The organism is Pseudomonas sp. yb_2, from assembly GCF_043103905.1.
Lineage (GTDB): Bacteria > Pseudomonadota > Gammaproteobacteria > Pseudomonadales > Pseudomonadaceae > Aquipseudomonas > Aquipseudomonas alloputida.
Genome location: NZ_JBICKH010000076.1, coordinates 85,224 through 100,875, shown reverse-complemented (window position 1 = coordinate 100,875; position 15,652 = coordinate 85,224). Strand labels below are relative to the sequence as shown.

16 protein-coding genes and 1 tRNA gene are annotated in these 15,652 nt (G+C 62.3%); 8 read left to right on the top strand and 9 right to left on the bottom strand.

Going from position 1 to position 15,652, the window contains the following annotated elements; translation table 11 throughout:
- Nucleotides 1-23: 23 nt before the first annotated feature.
- Nucleotides 24-296, bottom strand: coding sequence for a DUF3509 domain-containing protein (locus ACF8FB_RS20570; RefSeq protein WP_003252809.1), 273 nt, complete (start codon nucleotides 294-296; stop codon nucleotides 24-26).
- Between the two features lie 266 nt (nucleotides 297-562).
- Between ACF8FB_RS20570 and ACF8FB_RS20565 the strand changes: the two genes are divergently transcribed.
- Together ACF8FB_RS20565 and ACF8FB_RS20560 are read left to right on the top strand one after the other, a co-directional pair.
- A complete protein-coding gene (locus ACF8FB_RS20565) occupies nucleotides 563-1,087 on the top strand; it encodes an ankyrin repeat domain-containing protein (RefSeq protein WP_014591974.1) in 525 nt (174 codons plus the stop codon).
- 60 nt (nucleotides 1,088-1,147) lie between these two features.
- Nucleotides 1,148-1,678: a hypothetical protein gene (locus ACF8FB_RS20560; RefSeq protein ID WP_392511790.1), complete on the top strand. Its 531-nt coding sequence runs from the start codon at nucleotides 1,148-1,150 to the stop codon at nucleotides 1,676-1,678.
- 123 nt (nucleotides 1,679-1,801) lie between these two features.
- On the opposite strand, the gene ACF8FB_RS20555 is transcribed toward ACF8FB_RS20560, so the two are convergent.
- The gene (locus tag ACF8FB_RS20555; RefSeq protein ID WP_003252816.1) at nucleotides 1,802-2,740 is read right to left on the bottom strand and encodes a ZIP family metal transporter; all 939 of its coding nucleotides are present in this window, start codon (nucleotides 2,738-2,740) and stop codon (nucleotides 1,802-1,804) included.
- 126 nt (nucleotides 2,741-2,866) lie between these two features.
- On the opposite strand from ACF8FB_RS20555, the gene ACF8FB_RS20550 reads away from it, so the two are divergent.
- The 4 genes from ACF8FB_RS20550 to ACF8FB_RS20535 all read left to right on the top strand — a co-directional run bounded on the left by ACF8FB_RS20550 (nucleotide 2,867) and on the right by ACF8FB_RS20535 (nucleotide 6,208).
- Nucleotides 2,867-3,058 carry a PLDc N-terminal domain-containing protein gene (locus ACF8FB_RS20550; RefSeq protein WP_003252818.1) on the top strand — a complete coding sequence of 64 codons (192 nt, stop codon included), beginning with the start codon at nucleotides 2,867-2,869 and terminating at the stop codon, nucleotides 3,056-3,058.
- A gap of 139 nt (nucleotides 3,059-3,197) precedes the next feature.
- Complete coding sequence (locus ACF8FB_RS20545; protein WP_392511788.1) at nucleotides 3,198-5,255, top strand: LTA synthase family protein; 2,058 nt, start codon at nucleotides 3,198-3,200, stop codon at nucleotides 5,253-5,255.
- A gap of 206 nt (nucleotides 5,256-5,461) precedes the next feature.
- Complete coding sequence (locus ACF8FB_RS20540; protein ID WP_020192211.1) at nucleotides 5,462-5,698, top strand: hypothetical protein; 237 nt, start codon at nucleotides 5,462-5,464, stop codon at nucleotides 5,696-5,698.
- 177 nt (nucleotides 5,699-5,875) lie between these two features.
- A complete protein-coding gene (locus ACF8FB_RS20535) occupies nucleotides 5,876-6,208 on the top strand; it encodes a ribonuclease E inhibitor RraB (RefSeq protein ID WP_010952871.1) in 333 nt (110 codons plus the stop codon).
- Nucleotides 6,209-6,253: 45 nt separating this feature from the next.
- Here ACF8FB_RS20535 and ACF8FB_RS20530 read toward each other — a convergent pair whose 3' ends face one another.
- The gene (locus tag ACF8FB_RS20530; RefSeq protein WP_392511785.1) at nucleotides 6,254-7,054 is read right to left on the bottom strand and encodes a c-type cytochrome; all 801 of its coding nucleotides are present in this window, start codon (nucleotides 7,052-7,054) and stop codon (nucleotides 6,254-6,256) included.
- Between the two features lie 529 nt (nucleotides 7,055-7,583).
- Between ACF8FB_RS20530 and ACF8FB_RS20525 the strand changes: the two genes are divergently transcribed.
- The gene (locus ACF8FB_RS20525; protein ID WP_392511783.1) at nucleotides 7,584-8,318 is read left to right on the top strand and encodes an amidotransferase; all 735 of its coding nucleotides are present in this window, start codon (nucleotides 7,584-7,586) and stop codon (nucleotides 8,316-8,318) included.
- Between the two features lie 101 nt (nucleotides 8,319-8,419).
- On the opposite strand, the gene ACF8FB_RS20520 is transcribed toward ACF8FB_RS20525, so the two are convergent.
- The 3 genes from ACF8FB_RS20520 to ACF8FB_RS20510 all read right to left on the bottom strand — a co-directional run bounded on the left by ACF8FB_RS20520 (nucleotide 8,420) and on the right by ACF8FB_RS20510 (nucleotide 10,983).
- Nucleotides 8,420-9,391, bottom strand: a complete 972-nt coding sequence (locus ACF8FB_RS20520; RefSeq protein WP_010952874.1) for a magnesium and cobalt transport protein CorA — start codon at nucleotides 9,389-9,391, stop codon at nucleotides 8,420-8,422.
- Between the two features lie 68 nt (nucleotides 9,392-9,459).
- On the bottom strand, nucleotides 9,460-10,173 hold the full coding sequence (locus tag ACF8FB_RS20515) for a 1-acyl-sn-glycerol-3-phosphate acyltransferase (RefSeq protein WP_020192669.1): 714 nt from the start codon (nucleotides 10,171-10,173) through the stop codon (nucleotides 9,460-9,462).
- A gap of 120 nt (nucleotides 10,174-10,293) precedes the next feature.
- On the bottom strand, nucleotides 10,294-10,983 hold the full coding sequence (locus ACF8FB_RS20510; RefSeq protein ID WP_076403568.1) for a crotonase/enoyl-CoA hydratase family protein: 690 nt from the start codon (nucleotides 10,981-10,983) through the stop codon (nucleotides 10,294-10,296).
- 198 nt (nucleotides 10,984-11,181) lie between these two features.
- Between ACF8FB_RS20510 and ACF8FB_RS20505 the strand changes: the two genes are divergently transcribed.
- A tRNA-Ser gene (locus ACF8FB_RS20505) sits at nucleotides 11,182-11,271 on the top strand.
- A gap of 201 nt (nucleotides 11,272-11,472) precedes the next feature.
- On the opposite strand, the gene ACF8FB_RS20500 is transcribed toward ACF8FB_RS20505, so the two are convergent.
- From ACF8FB_RS20500 to ACF8FB_RS20490, 3 genes are all read right to left on the bottom strand, one after another.
- Nucleotides 11,473-13,605: a TonB-dependent siderophore receptor gene (locus ACF8FB_RS20500; protein WP_392511781.1), complete on the bottom strand. Its 2,133-nt coding sequence runs from the start codon at nucleotides 13,603-13,605 to the stop codon at nucleotides 11,473-11,475.
- A gap of 215 nt (nucleotides 13,606-13,820) precedes the next feature.
- Nucleotides 13,821-14,201, bottom strand: coding sequence for a hypothetical protein (locus ACF8FB_RS20495; protein ID WP_012053335.1), 381 nt, complete (start codon nucleotides 14,199-14,201; stop codon nucleotides 13,821-13,823).
- 216 nt (nucleotides 14,202-14,417) lie between these two features.
- Nucleotides 14,418-15,605: an MFS transporter gene (locus ACF8FB_RS20490; RefSeq protein ID WP_392511779.1), complete on the bottom strand. Its 1,188-nt coding sequence runs from the start codon at nucleotides 15,603-15,605 to the stop codon at nucleotides 14,418-14,420.
- Nucleotides 15,606-15,652 lie beyond the last annotated feature (47 nt).

Sequence of the window (15,652 nt, the reverse complement as noted above, 5' to 3'; positions counted from 1 at the left end):
GGCCAGGTCAGGCGACACAAATCTCAACGATAGGTCGGCAAGGCAAACCGCTGCTGGCTCTGCAGCATCGAGATGACCGGCAATTCACTGGCCTCTTCGGCCAGGTCACGACGGATGGCACTGATCGCCCAGGACAGCTGTTCGGCACTGTGCAATTGCCCGTAGGTCAGCACCCGGCGGGTAACCTTGCCATCCGCTGCGCGCAGGGTAAGCAGTACACCGCCATCGGGGCGGGCTTTGGTATTCACCTGATAGGCCGAAAATACCGATGCGAACTTTTGCTGGATGAGGTCCATATCAACTCCTGGCTGTTGTGTGGCAGACATGAGTTGATGGTTGCAGTGACCGTGCCAGAATCCTGGCTGGCGAAAAACCCAGTAAATACAGGCGGTTACGGGGAATTTCCAGAAGCGGCATCGTGCAGGCTGCACGGTCGTGCATTTTGCACAGTGCATTTTGCACGGGTCAGGGTTTGCCTATCGGCTTCATAGAATCTGAACCTTTGACCGCAATGGCATGCCTGACGAACACTTGGGCCATCAATTATGCCAGGAGGTTCCCTATGTCCAGCCAAGCCGCACCCGCCACCATGACCGATGACGAAACCGCTGCGTTCGCCGAGCAGGTGTTCGAACGTGCCCGCCAGGGCGACGCCGACATGCTCGGGCGCCTGCTTGCCAGCGGCCTGCCGGCCAACCTGCGTAACCACAAGGGCGATACCCTGCTGATGCTGGCCAGCTACCACGGTCACCACGAGGCGGTGCGCGTGCTGCTGGCGCAAGGTGCCGACCCGCTGATTGCCAACGACAACGGCCAGCTGCCGATTGCCGGTGCCGCATTCAAAGGGGACCTGGCGATGATTCGCCTGCTGGTGGAGCATGGCGTGCCGGTGGATGCCGCCGCGCAGGACGGTCGCACCGCGCTGATGTTGGCGGCCATGTTCAACCGCAGCGAAATTCTCGACTACCTGCTGGCACAAGGGGCCAACCCGGCGCACCAGGATGCCCGCGGCATCACTGCCCTGATGGCGGCGCAAACCATGGGCGCAGCAGACACTGCCGCGCGCCTGCAAGCGCTGGCCGGCTAACCGCCAGGGGGCATTTGCGGCTATCCTTGGCGACTTTTCACCCGTCGCAGGCCCCCTTTCATGAAAACTCAGTTGCTCGAATTCATCAGCCTCATTGGCGCCGGCTGCATGCGTGAGGCAGACATCGAGCGTATCGCCGACGAGGCCGCCCAGGCCTACGCCGACCCTACCGCCTTCCTGGCCGCCAACCCCGACATCAACTACGACGACACTTTCCCGATTCCCCTGGGCGAATGGGTGGTGCTGGGCAGCCTGCCGGATACCGTGGTGTTCCAGGCCGACAGCTATCAGGAGCTGTTCCAGCAGATCAGTGATTCGTTCGACAACAGCGTGCCGTTTACCCTCAAGCCCAAGCAACTGGCCCGTACCGAGCCACTGACCGCGCTCAACCGCATCCAGGTGCAGATGGGCGCGCTGAACAAGGAGGCGGGTGGTTATGTGCTGCTCAACTTCAGCCAGTTGCTGGATGACGAGCTGCAGATGGTCATGGTGGGGCAGCAGGACCTGGCGCGGGTAATGGAGTTGGGAGCAGAGCTGGGCATCAAGGTCGAGCCGGCGCTGGAGGCTTTGAAAGTCGCCGTCCACATCTGATACCAGTGATTGCTTGTTCGAGGGCATGCCCGCTCCCTCAGGTACTCCAGCGCATCAGGCCCTGTGATAACCCTGTGGGAGCGGGCGAGCCCGCGAAGAGGCCGGCTCACGAAACATCAATCTTCAGCCCAGCGCAGTGTCGAGAAACATCATTACCGCAAACCCGCCCATCAACCCCAGGGTCGCCGCTGTCTGGTGCCCGTTGCGGTGGGTTTCGGGGATCACCTCGTGGCTGACCACAAAGATCATCGCCCCTGCCGCCAGCCCCATGCTGATCGGGTAGGCGAGGGCAAAGCCGGTAGAAATCCCCAGCCCGATCACCGCCCCTAGCGGCTCCATCAGGCCCGACCCTATCGCCACCAACGCGGCCTTCAGGTTAGAAAGCCCGGTGGCGCGCAAGGCCAGTGCCACGGCCAGCCCCTCGGGGATGTCCTGGATGGCGATGGCACTGGTCAGCGGCAGGCCGATGTTCATGTCGCCATTGGCAAAGCTCACGCCAATCGCCATGCCTTCAGGCAGGTTGTGCAGGGTGATCGCCAGCACAAACAGCCACACCCGGCTGATGCGCTCGGCTTCGGGCCCGCACGGGCCGGTGCTTTCGTGTTCATGCGGGGTGAAGCGGTCCAGGCCCAGCATCAGCAGCACACCCAGGCCCATGCCCAGCACCACGGTAAACGCGGCGGCCGGGCCATTGCCCGTGATCTCGCGGGCAGCCTCCAGGCCTGGCAGAATCAGCGAAAACGAGCTGGCGGCCAGCATCATGCCGGCAGCAAAGCCCAGCATCACATCCTGGGTGCGCGCGTTGACATCGCGCAGCACCACCGCCAGCACGGCGCCCAGTGCGGTGGCGCCAAAGCCCGACAACCCGCCCAGCATGGCCAGGTGCAGGTTGTCGGCATGGTCGCCGTTCACCGCGTTCCAGAGGCTGGCGGCCAGCAGCACGCACACCGCCAGCAGGCTCAGCCCCAGGCCGGCGCTGAGCCAGGGGGTATCGGTAACCTGCTGGCGCCAGGCCTGCAGCAGTGAAGAGGGGGCGGCGCTTTGGCTGTGGGTGGGTGGCATGCGAACCTCGAATCAGTGAATGCAGTCAGTCTACCGAGGGACCTGCGACATCCGCCAAGGATTCCCTTCTATTGGCGCGATAGCTGACTATGCTGTGCAGCAAAGCCTCTGGACAGGAAATCAGACATGGGATCTACCTTCAACAGCCTGGTCGGGCTGATCATTCTGGCGCTGGATATCTGGGCCATTCTCAACGTGATCAAGAGTGGCAGCGAGGTGGGCATCAAGGTGTTGTGGATCTTGTTGATTGCCTTGTTGCCGGTGGTGGGGCTGGTGATCTGGGCGATTGCCGGGCCGCGGGGGAATGTGCGGCTCTAGGCGCGTTACTGACATAGCCAGTAATAGGGCCGTGACAAAATTTTCACATTGGTTTAAACAGAATCCGCACCCGCATAATGCTGCGTTGGCCTAGCGCCATCGCCTCTTCGCAAACCGCAATCCTAGGACCTTCCCATTCATGGCTAACACGGACGCCTTGAAGCAACAGGGCGCGCGAACGTCATTTTCGCCGACCTTGAAATCCCACCTGGCCTACACGCTGCTCAGCGGCCTGGTGATCATGCTGATGCTCAGCCTCGTGCGCCTGGCGCTGCTGGCCTACAACAACGACATGGTCGGCGATACCCCTTATTCGACGGTCGCCGAAGGCTTCCTCAACGGCTTGCGCTTCGACCTGCGGGTGGTGGTTTACATCAGTATTCCGCTGCTGCTGGCCATCCTCAGTCCCTGGGCCATGGCCCGGCGTGGCGTGTTCCGTTTCTGGCTGACCCTCGCTTCGAGCGTGGTGATGTTCCTCGGCCTGATGGAAATGGACTTCTACCGCGAGTTCCACCAGCGCCTCAACGGCCTGGTTTTCCAATACATCAAGGAAGACCCGAAAACCGTCATGAGCATGCTCTGGTACGGTTTCCCGGTGGTCCGCTACCTGCTGGCCTGGGCCTTCGGGACCTGGCTGCTGAGCCTGCTGTTCAAAGGTGTCGATCGCGTCACCCGTGCCGAAGGCCTGTACCGCGTTGCCCCGTGGTACAAGCGCCTGGCGGTATTCATGGTGATCCTGCTGGTGGCCGTGGTCGCTGCCCGTGGCACCCTGCGCCAGGGCCCGCCGATGCGCTGGGGTGATGCCTTTACCACGGACTCCAACTTCGTCAACCAGCTGGGCCTGAACGGCACCCTGACCCTGATCGACGCCGCCAAGAGCCGCTTTGGCGAGGACCGTGCCAACATCTGGAAGCCAGTCCTGCAGCAGGACGTGGCCACGCAAAGTGTGCGTGAGCAACTGCTGACCGCCCACGACACCCTGGTCGACGCCGACGAAGCCGCTATCCGCCGCGACTTTGTGCCGCCGGCTGACCGTACCCTGCCGATCAAGAACGTGGTGGTGATCCTGATGGAAAGCTTCGCCGGCCATTCGGTTGGCGCGCTTGGCAGCCCCAACAACATCACCCCGTACTTTGACAAGCTGGCCAAAGAAGGCCTGCTGTTCGACCGCTTCTTCTCCAACGGCACCCATACCCACCAGGGCATGTTCGCCACCATGGCCTGCTTCCCCAACCTGCCAGGTTTCGAATACCTGATGCAGACCCCGGAAGGCGGCCATAAGCTGTCGGGCCTGCCGGCCCTGCTCAGCGCCCGTGACTACGACGATGTGTACGTCTACAACGGCGACTTTGCCTGGGACAACCAGTCCGGGTTCTTCGGCAACCAGGGGATGACCACCTTCATCGGCCGTAACGACTTCGTCAACCCGGTGTTCTCCGACCCGACCTGGGGTGTGTCCGACCAGGACATGTTCGACCGCGGCAACGAAGAGCTGGCCAAGCATGATGGCAAGAAGCCGATCTACGCGCTGCTGCAGACGCTGTCCAACCACACGCCGTATGCCCTGCCGAAGGACCTGCCGGTAGAGAAAGTGACCGGCCAGGGCCGTCTGGACGAGCACCTGACTGCCATGCGTTATTCGGACTGGGCGCTGGGCCAGTTCTTCGAGAAGGCGCGTAAGGAGCCTTACTTCAAGGAAACCCTGTTCGTCATCGTCGGTGACCATGGCTTTGGCAACCACCAGCAGGTTACCGAGCTGGACCTGGGCCGCTTCAACGTACCGCTGCTGCTGATTGCCCCGGGCATTCAGGAGAAGTTCGGTGCGGTGAACCACACCGTGGGTACCCAGGTCGACATCGTGCCGACCATCATGGGCCGCCTGGGTGGCAAGGCTCGCCACCAGTGCTGGGGGCGCGACCTGCTCAACCTGCCCGAGGGTGACCAGGGCGTAGGCATGATCAAGCCGTCGGGCAGCGAGCAGATTGTCGGGCTGGTGCAGGGTGACCGTATCCTGATCGAGTCCAAGGACATGAGCCCGCGGATGTACCGCTACCAGTTGGGCAGCGAGTTCAAGGCCGAACTGATCGAAAGCCCGGACCAGCCGGAAATGCTCAAGAAGCTGGAAGCGTATATCCAGACCGCGACCAAGAGCCTGCTGGATAACACCGCCGGCGTGGTGCACGGCACACCGAAGTAAACCGGGGCCGCGTTGCGGCCCATTCGCGGGCTTGCCCGCTCCCACAGGCATTGCACAGGGTTCGGACCTTGTGCAGGTCCTGTGCGAGCGGGCAAGCCCGCGAATGGGCCCCGCACAATTTTCCCGGACTGAACATTATCCCCGCCCCAAGGTCAGTTATTCAGGCATCACACACCTGGTGTTCGTTGACTGAGAGGGTCCGTTCAATGAAAGAGTGGGAAGTCATTTTTGCCGACCAGAAGGGCGAACCGTCCGCATTGCTGTTGCATGCCGAGCATTGCCCCAGCGAGGAAGACGCTGCGCGGGCCATCCGCTCACACCTGTTTCCGGTGATGGACGAGCTGGACCTCAACGACTTCCAGGACCGTATTATTTCCCCGACCGCACGCTGGCTCAAAGAGCATAGTGGTGTGACCATCACCAGCATTCACGAAGTACCCTGAACCACACGTTTGCGTGGTGCCCTGGCAGGCGCTACGCTGGTGGAGGGCCTACCTGTTCTGTGGGTTGGCGCCGCCTCAATAATTCGCGTCTTGCATCAGCTCGAACTGCCCGGCCGTTGCCGGCAGGTGCGTAGTGCACGGAAAGTCTATCCATTGCTTTATTCAGGAGGACGATTCATGAGCAGCCAGAACGACGATATCAGCAGCAACGTCCTGCGCCAGATGAAGGCAGGCGGTTTCGACTTCACCCAGATCCACCCCATCGAGTTCTATGCCGTATTCCCGGACGAAGCAGGGGCCCGTCGGGCAGCCGGGCAGTTTCGCGGGGAATCGCTCAATGCCCAGGTGAAGGAGCTGGGCGACGGGGCCTGGCACCTGGAACTGAGCAAGGTCATGTACGCCACCCATGGCGGGATTGGCGACTTTGAAGAGGCCTTCGAGCAGTTGGTGACACCGTATGGGGGTGAGGTGGAAGGGTGGGGCGTCAAGCAAGAGCGGCTCACGGCCTGACAGTTTTGTGTTGGCCCGTTCGCGGGTTAACCCGCGAAGAGGCCCTCAAGGCTTACGCGTTGCCATGTGCCCCAAATAGGCCAACAGCGCATCCAGTTCCTGGTCACTCAACACACTTTCGGCAAACCCCGGCATCTTCGCCTGCGGCCACCGCCGCAGGCTTTGCGGGTCGCGTATCAACTTGCGTAAATAAACCGGCTGAAAATACTCGGTCGGGTTAAACGGCACATTCAAGTCCGGCCCCACCTGCCCATCCCCCGCACCGTTCAACCGGTGGCACACCAGGCAATTCTGCTGGAACAGGGCAAAGCCCTGGCGCACCGGGCTGTCGGCCGGCAGCTTCGGGTCGGGCAGCAGCGCAGGAAACCGCTGGTCCACCGGGGCCAGCTTGCGAAGGGTGGCAATCTGGAATGGCCACTGTTCAGGGCGGATGCCGCTGGCCTGCGGCGCAGTCCACACCAGGTAGAACGGCCCGGCACTTGGCTTGCCTTGACCCAGTGGCGGCCACGGCTTGCCTGGGTCTTCCACGGCCAGCCAGGCCCGTGCTGGCCCTGGCTGCAGCAATGCCGCAGCGGGCATTTCGGCGGCAAAGCCATCCAGCGCCACGGCCTGCAGGTGATCGCGGGCGCTCACGCCTTCCAGCAACGTGGCCAGCGGCACCGCCCGATAGTGCATGGGGCGTTTGTAGGATACGTCCTGCTCGATACTGATGTCCCGGGCCTCAGGGTGGCCAAGCAGTTCGGCGCTGCTCCACTGGCGCGGTGTCGCGCCCAGTTCAAGGTGCAGTTGCGCCGCCGACAATGGCAGGCTCAGGAGCAACGCTAGCAGGGCAAGGCAGTGGCGCATAGGCAATCTCCGACCATCAAGGCCAGCAGGTTACCTGTGCGTTGCCCGTTGGCGCCACCGCTGCCGTCAGCCAAACAAACGTGTCAGGTTCGGCAAGATCAATAGCAACGTGGTGGCGAATAAAATGAGCCCAGCTTGGCGAATTTTCGATTGTCTGAACATGGCGGACCGCCTTCTTGTTGTTATTCCTGAATACCCGTTGGCTTCCTTGTCGTCGCGCTTCGGGTCGATCGCAGCGGCATTGCATGGCGCCGGACTGCTTGCCTCTTGAAAGTGGATATACCTTCAACAGTAGGGTGTGCGTTATCCATATTTGAGAACCCTTTGTTCTAACCGTGCACTAAAACCATTCCTCTGGCTATGAGGCCAAGTGCTATCTAGCTGGCACGCTCTATCTAGACAGTGGCGCAACTACCCGGCACGCGCCGACGAAATGTGACCGTTCGTCAGTGCAGCCTACTTGCTTGTACGTGCCTTTCGCGGCAGTCTCTACAGCAGATTCCCACCCATGTCGTTCAGGACTACCCCTATGTCGTTACGCATCTGCATCCTTGAAACCGATGTCCTGCGACCGGAGTTGACGGCGCAATATCAGGGCTACGGCAGGATGTTCGAGCAGCTCTTCTCGCGTCAGCCGATTGCCGCCGAATTTTGTGTGTACAACGTGATGCACGGCGACTATCCCGCCGACAGTGAAAAGTTCGATGCCTACCTTGTGACGGGCAGCAAGGCCGATTCGTTCGGTACCGACCCGTGGATCCAGACGCTAAAGGCCTACCTGCTCAAGCTGTACGAGCGCGGTGAAAAGCTGCTGGGCGTGTGTTTTGGCCACCAGTTGCTGGCCTTGACCCTGGGTGGCAAGGCCGAGCGGGCTGAGCAAGGTTGGGGCGTGGGTATTCATCGCTACTCGTTGGCGGCGCATGCGCCCTGGATGGACCCGGAGGTGTCGGAGCTGACCTTGCTGATCAGTCACCAGGACCAGGTGACCGAACTGCCTGAAGGCGCTACGGTGATTGCCTCCAGCGATTTCTGCCCGAATGCGGCGTACCACATTCGCGACCAGGTGCTGTGCTTCCAGGGCCACCCGGAATTCGTGCATGACTACTCCCGCGCACTGCTCGACGCGCGCCAGGAATACCTGGGTGACGAGGTGTACCACAAGGCCGTCGCCAGCCTGGCCACCGAGCATCAGGGTGATTTGGTAGGGGAGTGGATGTTGCGATTCATCCAGCAGCCATCAAAGGCCGGCGGCAGCGCCGCGTAATCGGTGGCAACCCTTCGCGGGCACGCCCGCTCCCACAGGTGATGCACAATTTCCAGCATTGTGCGCAACCTGTGGGAGCGGGCGCGCCCGCGAAGAGGCCATCAAAGCCAACCCGATTTCTTGAAGCTCGCATACAAGCCGGCACACCCCGTCGCAATCACCCCCAATACCGCGAAGTAACCGTAGTGCCAGCTCAGCTCCGGCATGTTCTGGAAGTTCATCCCGTAAACCCCGGCAATCGCCGTAGGGAATGCCAGAATCGCCGCCCAGGCCGCGAATTTGCGCTGCACGATGCTTTGCCGTGACGACTCCAGCAGCATGCCGATCTCGATCGTCTGGCTGGCAATGTCGCGGATGCCGGCCAAGTCTTCCATCTGCCGTGTCACGTGAATTTGCACATCACGAAAGTACGGGCGCATGTTCTTGTCGATGAACGGGAAGCTCAGGCGCTGCAGTTCTTCGCTCACTTCAACCAGGGGTGCCACGTAGCGGCGCAGGCGCAGGATGTCACGGCGCAGGCTGTGCAGGCGGCGGATGTCGTCTTCCCGCAGCGAGCCGCCCAGTACGCTTTCCTCCAGCGCTTCGATCTCGCCATGAATGGCCTCGCTGACCGGCTGGTAGTTCTCGGTGACGAAGTCGAGCAGGGCGTACAGCACGAAGTCTTCGCCATGTTCCAGCAGCAGCGGCCGAGCCTCGCAGCGCTGGCGGACCATGGCGTAGGATTTGGAGTGGCCGTTGCGGCAGGTGATGATGTAGCCGTTGCCCGCGAAGATATGGGTTTCGATGAATTCCAGTTTGCCTTCGTGGCGCACTGGCGAATAGGTGACGATGAACAACGCGTCACCGAAGGTTTCCAGCTTGGGTCGGCTGTGTTTTTCCAAGGCATCTTCGATGGCCAGTTCGTGCAGGTTGAACTGCGACTGCAGGTTGGCCAGCTCTTCGGCATTGGGCTCTTCCAGGCCGATCCACACGAAATGCCCCGGCTTGCGCGCCCACTCGCTGCCTTCGTCGATGCTGATGTTGGTGACCTTTCTGCCGGCGCTGTACACCGCCGATGCCACGACTCGACCCATGGTTGTCCGCTTATTCGTTTGAACACGGATACAGCTTGGGCTGTACCCGGCTCCAGAGCAACCCCGGATCAGGCCAGTTCTTTTTCCATGCGGTCAATGCACTGCTGCATTTGCCCACGGCATTGCTCGATCAGCGCTGGCAGGTCCTGCAGCGTCATGCCCGTCGTGGCAATGGGCGGCAGCGAGCGCACAATCACCGTGCGCTGGCGCCAGCTGTTCAGGCTCAGGCGCCTGGCATATCGGCTGACGCAGACCGGCACGATCGGCACACCGGCCTCGATGGCCATGTGAAATGCGCCTTTCTTGAACGCCAGCAGATGCTCGCCGGGATTGCGGGTGCCTTCGGGGAAAATCCAGATCGAGGTGTCGTCCTGCAGAACCCGGGTGGTCTTCTGTAAGGCCCTGCGCGCCTGATAGGCATTCTTGCGGTCGACCAGCACGTTGCCGCCCAGCCAGAACAGTTGGCCGAACAGCGGGATCCAGCCCAGGCTCTTCTTGCCGATGGCGACGGTGCGTTGCGGCACCACTTGGCCCAGCACGAACAGATCGAAGTTGGACTGGTGGTTGGCCACGATCACGCAGCCGGGCGGGTGGTCCCACAATGGGCCGACTTCGGCCTTGACCTTGATGCGCATCAGCCAGGTGGCCGGCAAGCTGTAGAGCCGGGCGAAAACGCGGCTGTTGTCAGGGTTGAAGGGGCGGCACAGGCCAATGAGCAGGCCCACGGCGCCAACGGCAAGAAAATGCAGCCCCAGCAGGAACATACGCAATGAATAAAGCATGGTACGACTCACACCAGACGGTCGCGGGGCAGTGTACGGGTGTGCACTGGCTGGGGCAAACCTTGGTGCAGGCCTGTTACGGCCCTTTCGCGGGCAAGCCCGCGAAAAGGGCCCGTGCGGCTAGCCCATATGCTGCTGATCCAGCTCGATCGCCTTGTCCAGCGCCTCCAGCAGCCCTTTGCGCACTTTCAGCTTGGTGTTCTTGTGCGCCAGCATGTTCAGCTTCTTCAGCTCCCGCGCTGCGGTCATTGCCGCTTCCTGCAACTGCTCGGCCGGCACCACCTTGTCGAGGAAGCCGGCATCCACGGCACCCTGCGGGTCAAACACTTCGGCATTGATCACCGAGCGGTGGAAGGCCGAGCGGCGCAGGCGGTCGCGGGCCAGTTCAATGCCGGCGTGGTGCATGGTCATGCCGATCTGCACTTCGTTCAGGCATACCTTGTACGGCCCTTCGACGCCAATGCGGTAGTCGGCCGACAGCAGCAGGAAGGCGCCCTTGGCCACGGCATTGCCGGGGCAGGCGACCACCACCGGGAACGGGTGCGACAGCAGCCGGCGGGCGAGGGTGGAACCGGCGGTGACCAGGCTGATGGCCTCTTGCGGGCCGCGGGTCATCACCTTGAGGTCGTAACCGCCTGACAGAATGCCCGGTTGCCCGGTGATGATCACTACTGCACGCTCCTCGGTCGCGCGGTCCAGCGCTGCATTGAAGGCAGTGATGACGTCCGGCGAGATGGCATTGACCTTGCCGTTGTTCAGGGTAAGGGTGGCGATGCCGTCTTCGGCGTGGTAGGTAATCAGCTCGCTCATGGCAGAGTCCTTTTGTTGGCGTGGCGACGACGTTACCCAGCGCCAGGGGCGAGGTAAAGCAGCAAGGCTGACTGGTCGGTCAGTGCTCATGGCAGCCCAAGTGCAAATACATGAAAAAATTGAAAAAAATGCTTGCCAAAGGGAAAGTCTTTCACTAAATTAGCGCACCTCGACAGGCCGCAAGGCTTGAAGAGAAACGGTGAAGTGTCCGAGTGGTCGAAGGAGCACGCCTGGAAAGTGTGTATACGAGAAATCGTATCAAGGGTTCAAATCCCTTCTTCACCGCCACATTCTACGAAAAGCCCCCGCGCTGAAAAGTACGGGGGCTTTTTGTTTTCAGGGCCATTGGGGCTGCTGTGCAGCCCATCGCGACACAAGCGGGCTTGCCCGCGAAGCCAACACCGTGGTGGATGGCACGGGCTTCGCCCGTGTTCGCGGGCAAGCCCGCTCCCACAGGTCGCGAAAGGGCCGCAGAGCGGCCCCGGCAATCTAGAAGCTGATCGAAGCCGAAAGCCGAGCGGTACGCGGTGCCCCCTGGAACAGGTAGTTATCTCCCAGGTAATCCCCCACATCGCGCCAGTAACGCTTGTCCAGCACGTTATCCACCGTCAGCCGCAGCACCGTGTCATACCCGGCAACACGGGTACTGTAGCGGCTGCCAAGGTCGAATACGGTATACCCGCCAACCTCCACATTGCCCGCCTGGCTCGCATACTTGCTGGCGCTATACCGCGCACCGCCCAGCAGCGCCAGCCCCGGAACCGGCAGGGTATATTCCGCATGCAGCGCCGCCCGGAATTTAGGCACGTTGATCGCCTGGTGCCCTTCATAGGCTTCGGTGCCGCTGTTCTGCACCCGCGCCCGAATGGCTGCCGCACTGGCCTGTACCTGCAGGTTCGGGGTCACCCGACCGCTGGCGCCCAGTTCCAGGCCGGTATTTTTCTGCTGGCCTTGCTGCACGTAGGTGAAGTTGCCGGTGCCGTCCGGGCGCGCGTACTGGTACGCCTGGCGGATCTGGAACAGGGCGGCACTCAGGCTCAGGCCTTGCCAGTCGTGCTTGAGGCCCAGTTCCAGTTGGCGGGAGGTGGTGGGTGCAAGGATCTCAGCTGCATTGCTGGCGAACCAAGGGGCCGTGCCTCCGGCAGACAGGCCCTTGGCGTAGCTGGCGTATACCGTGGTGTTCGGCTGCGGTTTGTAGATAAGCGCAGCGTTGGGCAGCAGCTCGTATTGGCGAGTATGGCGCCCGGCTACGCCGTTCTCGTCCCAGGTCTTTTCATCCAGGCGCACTTCACGGGCGCCCAGCACGGTCTGCCATTGCTCGTTGAGGCTGATGCGGTCGCTGACGAACAAGCCGTACTGGCGGCTGTCGAGCCGGCGTTCGCTGGCGCCGACGGGTTTGTCGGATGGATCGAGGTCCGGGGCGCCGGTATGGATGTTGCCGGTCCCAAGCCACTCGTTGTAGTACGGGCGCTGATCCAGTGTGCGTCGCTGCGCACTGGTACCCACAGTCAGCTCGTGCCCCACCCCCAGCGCATCGAAGTGCCCGTTGAGCATGGCCTGCGCCTCGTCGGTACGGCGGGTATCGTCGGGGCTGCGGAAGTCATAGATGTCGTAGTCGCCATTGCTGCCGAAAAACGCCCCCTCGCTCGAACCCCAGGCAAACGCGCTGTAGTCGTCGATCACCACTTTGCTGCGGGAGGCGCTCACGGTGCCGGTCCAGGTATCGTTGAAGCGGTATTCGAAGCGCCCGCCCAGGTTCAGCGAGTCGTTCTGCACGGGCTTTGCCCAATGCTGGTAGGCCAGGCGGTCTTCCGGGTCGATGCCGTGGGGCACTTCAGTGCCTCCGAGCAGTTGGTAACCCGGCACCGACGCCTGTTCGCGATGCTGGTACTCGGCATCCAGCTGCAGGGTGGCATCCGGGTTGATCTGCCAGTCGAATGCCAGCGAGGCGAAGTCGCGCTGGCCGTCAGCGTGGTCGACGTAGGTGCGGATGTCTTCATGGGCCAGGTTGGCGCGCAGGCCGAACTGCTTTTCGCTGCCGAACCAGCCGCCAAGGTCGGTGGCCAGGTAGCGTTCGCCCTGTTCGTTGGTCGATACCGTGACGCTGCGTATGTCTTCGGCGCGCTTGGTCACATAGTTGATCAAGCCGCCCGGCTCCGACACGCCGGTCTGCAGCCCGGACAGGCCCTTGAGCAATTCCACCTGCTGCTTGTTTTCCAGGGCTACGTTCTGCTCTCCGGCAATGGTCTGGCCATTGATGCGGTAGCTACTGGCGGCGTTCAGCTCGAAGCCGCGCACATTGAAGTTTTCGTAGTAGCCGATGGGTGCATAGCTTTCGCCGACCGAGGCATCGCTTTGCAACACTTCGCTAAGCTTGCGTACCTGGCGGTCTTCCAGCAACTGCTGGCTGAACACGCTGACAGAGGCGGGGGTGTCGAGCAGTGGCGCGGGCTGGAAGCCGCCCACCGCGGCCTGGCGTGCCTGGTAGCCATCATTGGCGTAGGTGTCGGAGACCTGCAACGGGGCCAGCATCACGCTGTCTTCGGCAAGCACAGAGGGGCACTGCAGGACCAGGCCCAGGCTGAGCAGGCTCAGGGGCAGGCGGGGGTGATGCGGGGGCATGCGGTGGGGCTCCTGGATGCGCGATACCTGTACTGGCCCTTTCGCGGGTAAACCCACTCCTACACCGGGTGGTGATGCACCGGTTGGTGATACACCAGATGGTGATACCCCTGTAGGAGCGGGTTTACCCGCGAAGAGGCCGGCACAGGCCATGAAAAAGGCGGCATCTTACCAGCCGCCTTCCACATAAAACGATCCAGGCCCGGTGTATTCAGTCAGCCTGTCCTGATCGGCCGCTTGTGCTGCCGCCAGTTGTCATCGATCTTCGACCAGGTCTTGCCATCGGTAATGGCCATCAGCTTGCGTCCATCCTTGAAGGTGGCCAGAAAGGTCGCTTCTTCTTCCTTGCCACCCAACCACAGCCCGGCCAGCAGCCCTACTGGCCCTGCCACCAGGGCGCCGGCCACGCCCCAGCCCAAGGCGCTGCCAAGGCTGCGGTTGGTTTCCAGGCTGGCCAGCCGCAAGTCGCTGATGCGTGCCAGGGAAATCCGCTCACCGGGTGAGGGGCTGCGCGCGGTCTTGAGTGTGAGCGATCCATTGCGATACTCGCCTTCACCTTGCAAGAAGTCGCCGGATTGCACCGTGAGTCTTGTCATAAAGTCATCCTGTCAGGGAAAGGGCATTTTCCAGCGCTTACTGAGCGCTGCCCCGGCAAGCAAGTCAACGGCATTGCGACGGAGGGTAGTGCGGTACTTTGTCGCCGTGGCTGGCCTCTTCGCGGGCATGCCCGTACCCACAGGCGTATCACTGCCCTGAGGTTTGTGAGGCACCTGTGGGAGCGGGCGTGCCCGCGAAGAATTCAGCGAGCATTTTCAGGCCACCTGCAAGGTTTTCTTGCGCTTGCGTTCGGCCCATCCCCAGGCCAGCAACGCCAGCCCGCCAATCACCAGCCCCGCCACCACGATCCCCATCCAGCCCTGGCGCTGGAACAGCTGCGTGCCCAGCAACGACCCAAGCGCCCCGCCAATGAAGTAGCAGGTGATATAACCGGCATTCAGCCGCGTGCGTGCCTCGGGCCGCAGGGCGATCACCGCGTTCTGGTTGCTCACATGCACCAGTTGTACCGCCAGGTCGAGCATCAGCACGCCCAGCAGCAAGGCGAGCAGCGACTGTTCGGCAAACCCCAGCGGCACCCACGACAGCAGCAACACCACCAGGCCCACGGTGGTACCCAGCGCGCCCTTGCCGCGGTCTGCCAGGCGCCCGGCCCAGTTGGCCGACAACGCACCCGCCGCACCGGCCAGGCCGAACAGGCCGATCACCGCATCCGAATAGTGGTAGGGGCCTTTCGCCAGCAGAAACGCCAGGGGTGTCCAGAACAGGGCGAACAGGCTGAATGCCAACAGACCGAGCAGCGAGCGCAGGCGCAGCACGGGCTCTTCGATGAACAGACGGAACACGGAGCCGATCAGTGCCGGGTATTTCAGCCCCGCGTGGCTGTGGTGCTGTGGCAGGCTGCGGTACAGCGCCACGGCGGTAACTGCCATCAGCACGGCGGCCAGCACGTAGATACTGCGCCAGCCACCCAGCTCGGCCATGAAGCCGGCAGCAGTACGCGCCAGCAGGATGCCCAGCAGCAGGCCGCTCATCAGTGTGCCGACCGCGCGCCCACGCTGATGCGGCTCGCTCAGGGTCGCTGCCATCGGTACGAGGATCTGTGCCACCACCGAGAAAAGCCCGGTCAGCGCCGTGCCGAGCAGCAGCCAGGGCAGGCTGGGTGCGCAGGCGCTGATGACCAGGCCCAGGGTGGAGACAACGGTCATCACGGTAATCAGCCGGCGCTGCTCGAACAGGTCGCCCAGCGGTGCCAGCAACAACAGGCCGGCGCCATAGCTGAGTTGCGCGGCAATCACGATGCTGCCGGCGCTGGCGGTGCTCAAGCCAAACTGCTGGGCGATGCTGTGCAGCAGTGGTTGGGCGTAATAGTTGCTGGCCACGGCCAGGCCTGTGGCGGTGGCCATCAGCAGGATCAAGGCGCGGCTGAGAGTGGGGGTGTGCATGCAATTCTCGTGGGGCAGTGGTGTGTAGTGATGATTATCAGTAAGTG

Excerpts from the sequence above, each read along its gene's own strand:
- ACF8FB_RS20565 (WP_014591974.1), top strand. The coding sequence starts at position 563 with ATGTCCAGCCAAGCCGCACCCGCCACCATGACCGATGACGAAACCGCT.
- ACF8FB_RS20570 (WP_003252809.1), bottom strand. The coding sequence starts at position 296 with ATGGACCTCATCCAGCAAAAGTTCGCATCGGTATTTTCGGCCTATCAG.
- ACF8FB_RS20560 (WP_392511790.1), top strand. The coding sequence starts at position 1,148 with ATGAAAACTCAGTTGCTCGAATTCATCAGCCTCATTGGCGCCGGCTGC.
- ACF8FB_RS20520 (WP_010952874.1), bottom strand. The coding sequence starts at position 9,391 with ATGGGTCGAGTCGTGGCATCGGCGGTGTACAGCGCCGGCAGAAAGGTC.
- ACF8FB_RS20530 (WP_392511785.1), bottom strand. The coding sequence starts at position 7,054 with ATGCGCCACTGCCTTGCCCTGCTAGCGTTGCTCCTGAGCCTGCCATTG.
- ACF8FB_RS20495 (WP_012053335.1), bottom strand. The coding sequence starts at position 14,201 with ATGACAAGACTCACGGTGCAATCCGGCGACTTCTTGCAAGGTGAAGGC.
- ACF8FB_RS20550 (WP_003252818.1), top strand. The coding sequence starts at position 2,867 with ATGGGATCTACCTTCAACAGCCTGGTCGGGCTGATCATTCTGGCGCTG.
- ACF8FB_RS20545 (WP_392511788.1), top strand. The coding sequence starts at position 3,198 with ATGGCTAACACGGACGCCTTGAAGCAACAGGGCGCGCGAACGTCATTT.
- ACF8FB_RS20510 (WP_076403568.1), bottom strand. The coding sequence starts at position 10,983 with ATGAGCGAGCTGATTACCTACCACGCCGAAGACGGCATCGCCACCCTT.
- ACF8FB_RS20500 (WP_392511781.1), bottom strand. The coding sequence starts at position 13,605 with ATGCCCCCGCATCACCCCCGCCTGCCCCTGAGCCTGCTCAGCCTGGGC.
- ACF8FB_RS20540 (WP_020192211.1), top strand. The coding sequence starts at position 5,462 with ATGAAAGAGTGGGAAGTCATTTTTGCCGACCAGAAGGGCGAACCGTCC.
- ACF8FB_RS20490 (WP_392511779.1), bottom strand. The coding sequence starts at position 15,605 with ATGCACACCCCCACTCTCAGCCGCGCCTTGATCCTGCTGATGGCCACC.
- ACF8FB_RS20555 (WP_003252816.1), bottom strand. The coding sequence starts at position 2,740 with ATGCCACCCACCCACAGCCAAAGCGCCGCCCCCTCTTCACTGCTGCAG.
- ACF8FB_RS20515 (WP_020192669.1), bottom strand. The coding sequence starts at position 10,173 with ATGCTTTATTCATTGCGTATGTTCCTGCTGGGGCTGCATTTTCTTGCC.
- ACF8FB_RS20535 (WP_010952871.1), top strand. The coding sequence starts at position 5,876 with ATGAGCAGCCAGAACGACGATATCAGCAGCAACGTCCTGCGCCAGATG.
- ACF8FB_RS20525 (WP_392511783.1), top strand. The coding sequence starts at position 7,584 with ATGTCGTTACGCATCTGCATCCTTGAAACCGATGTCCTGCGACCGGAG.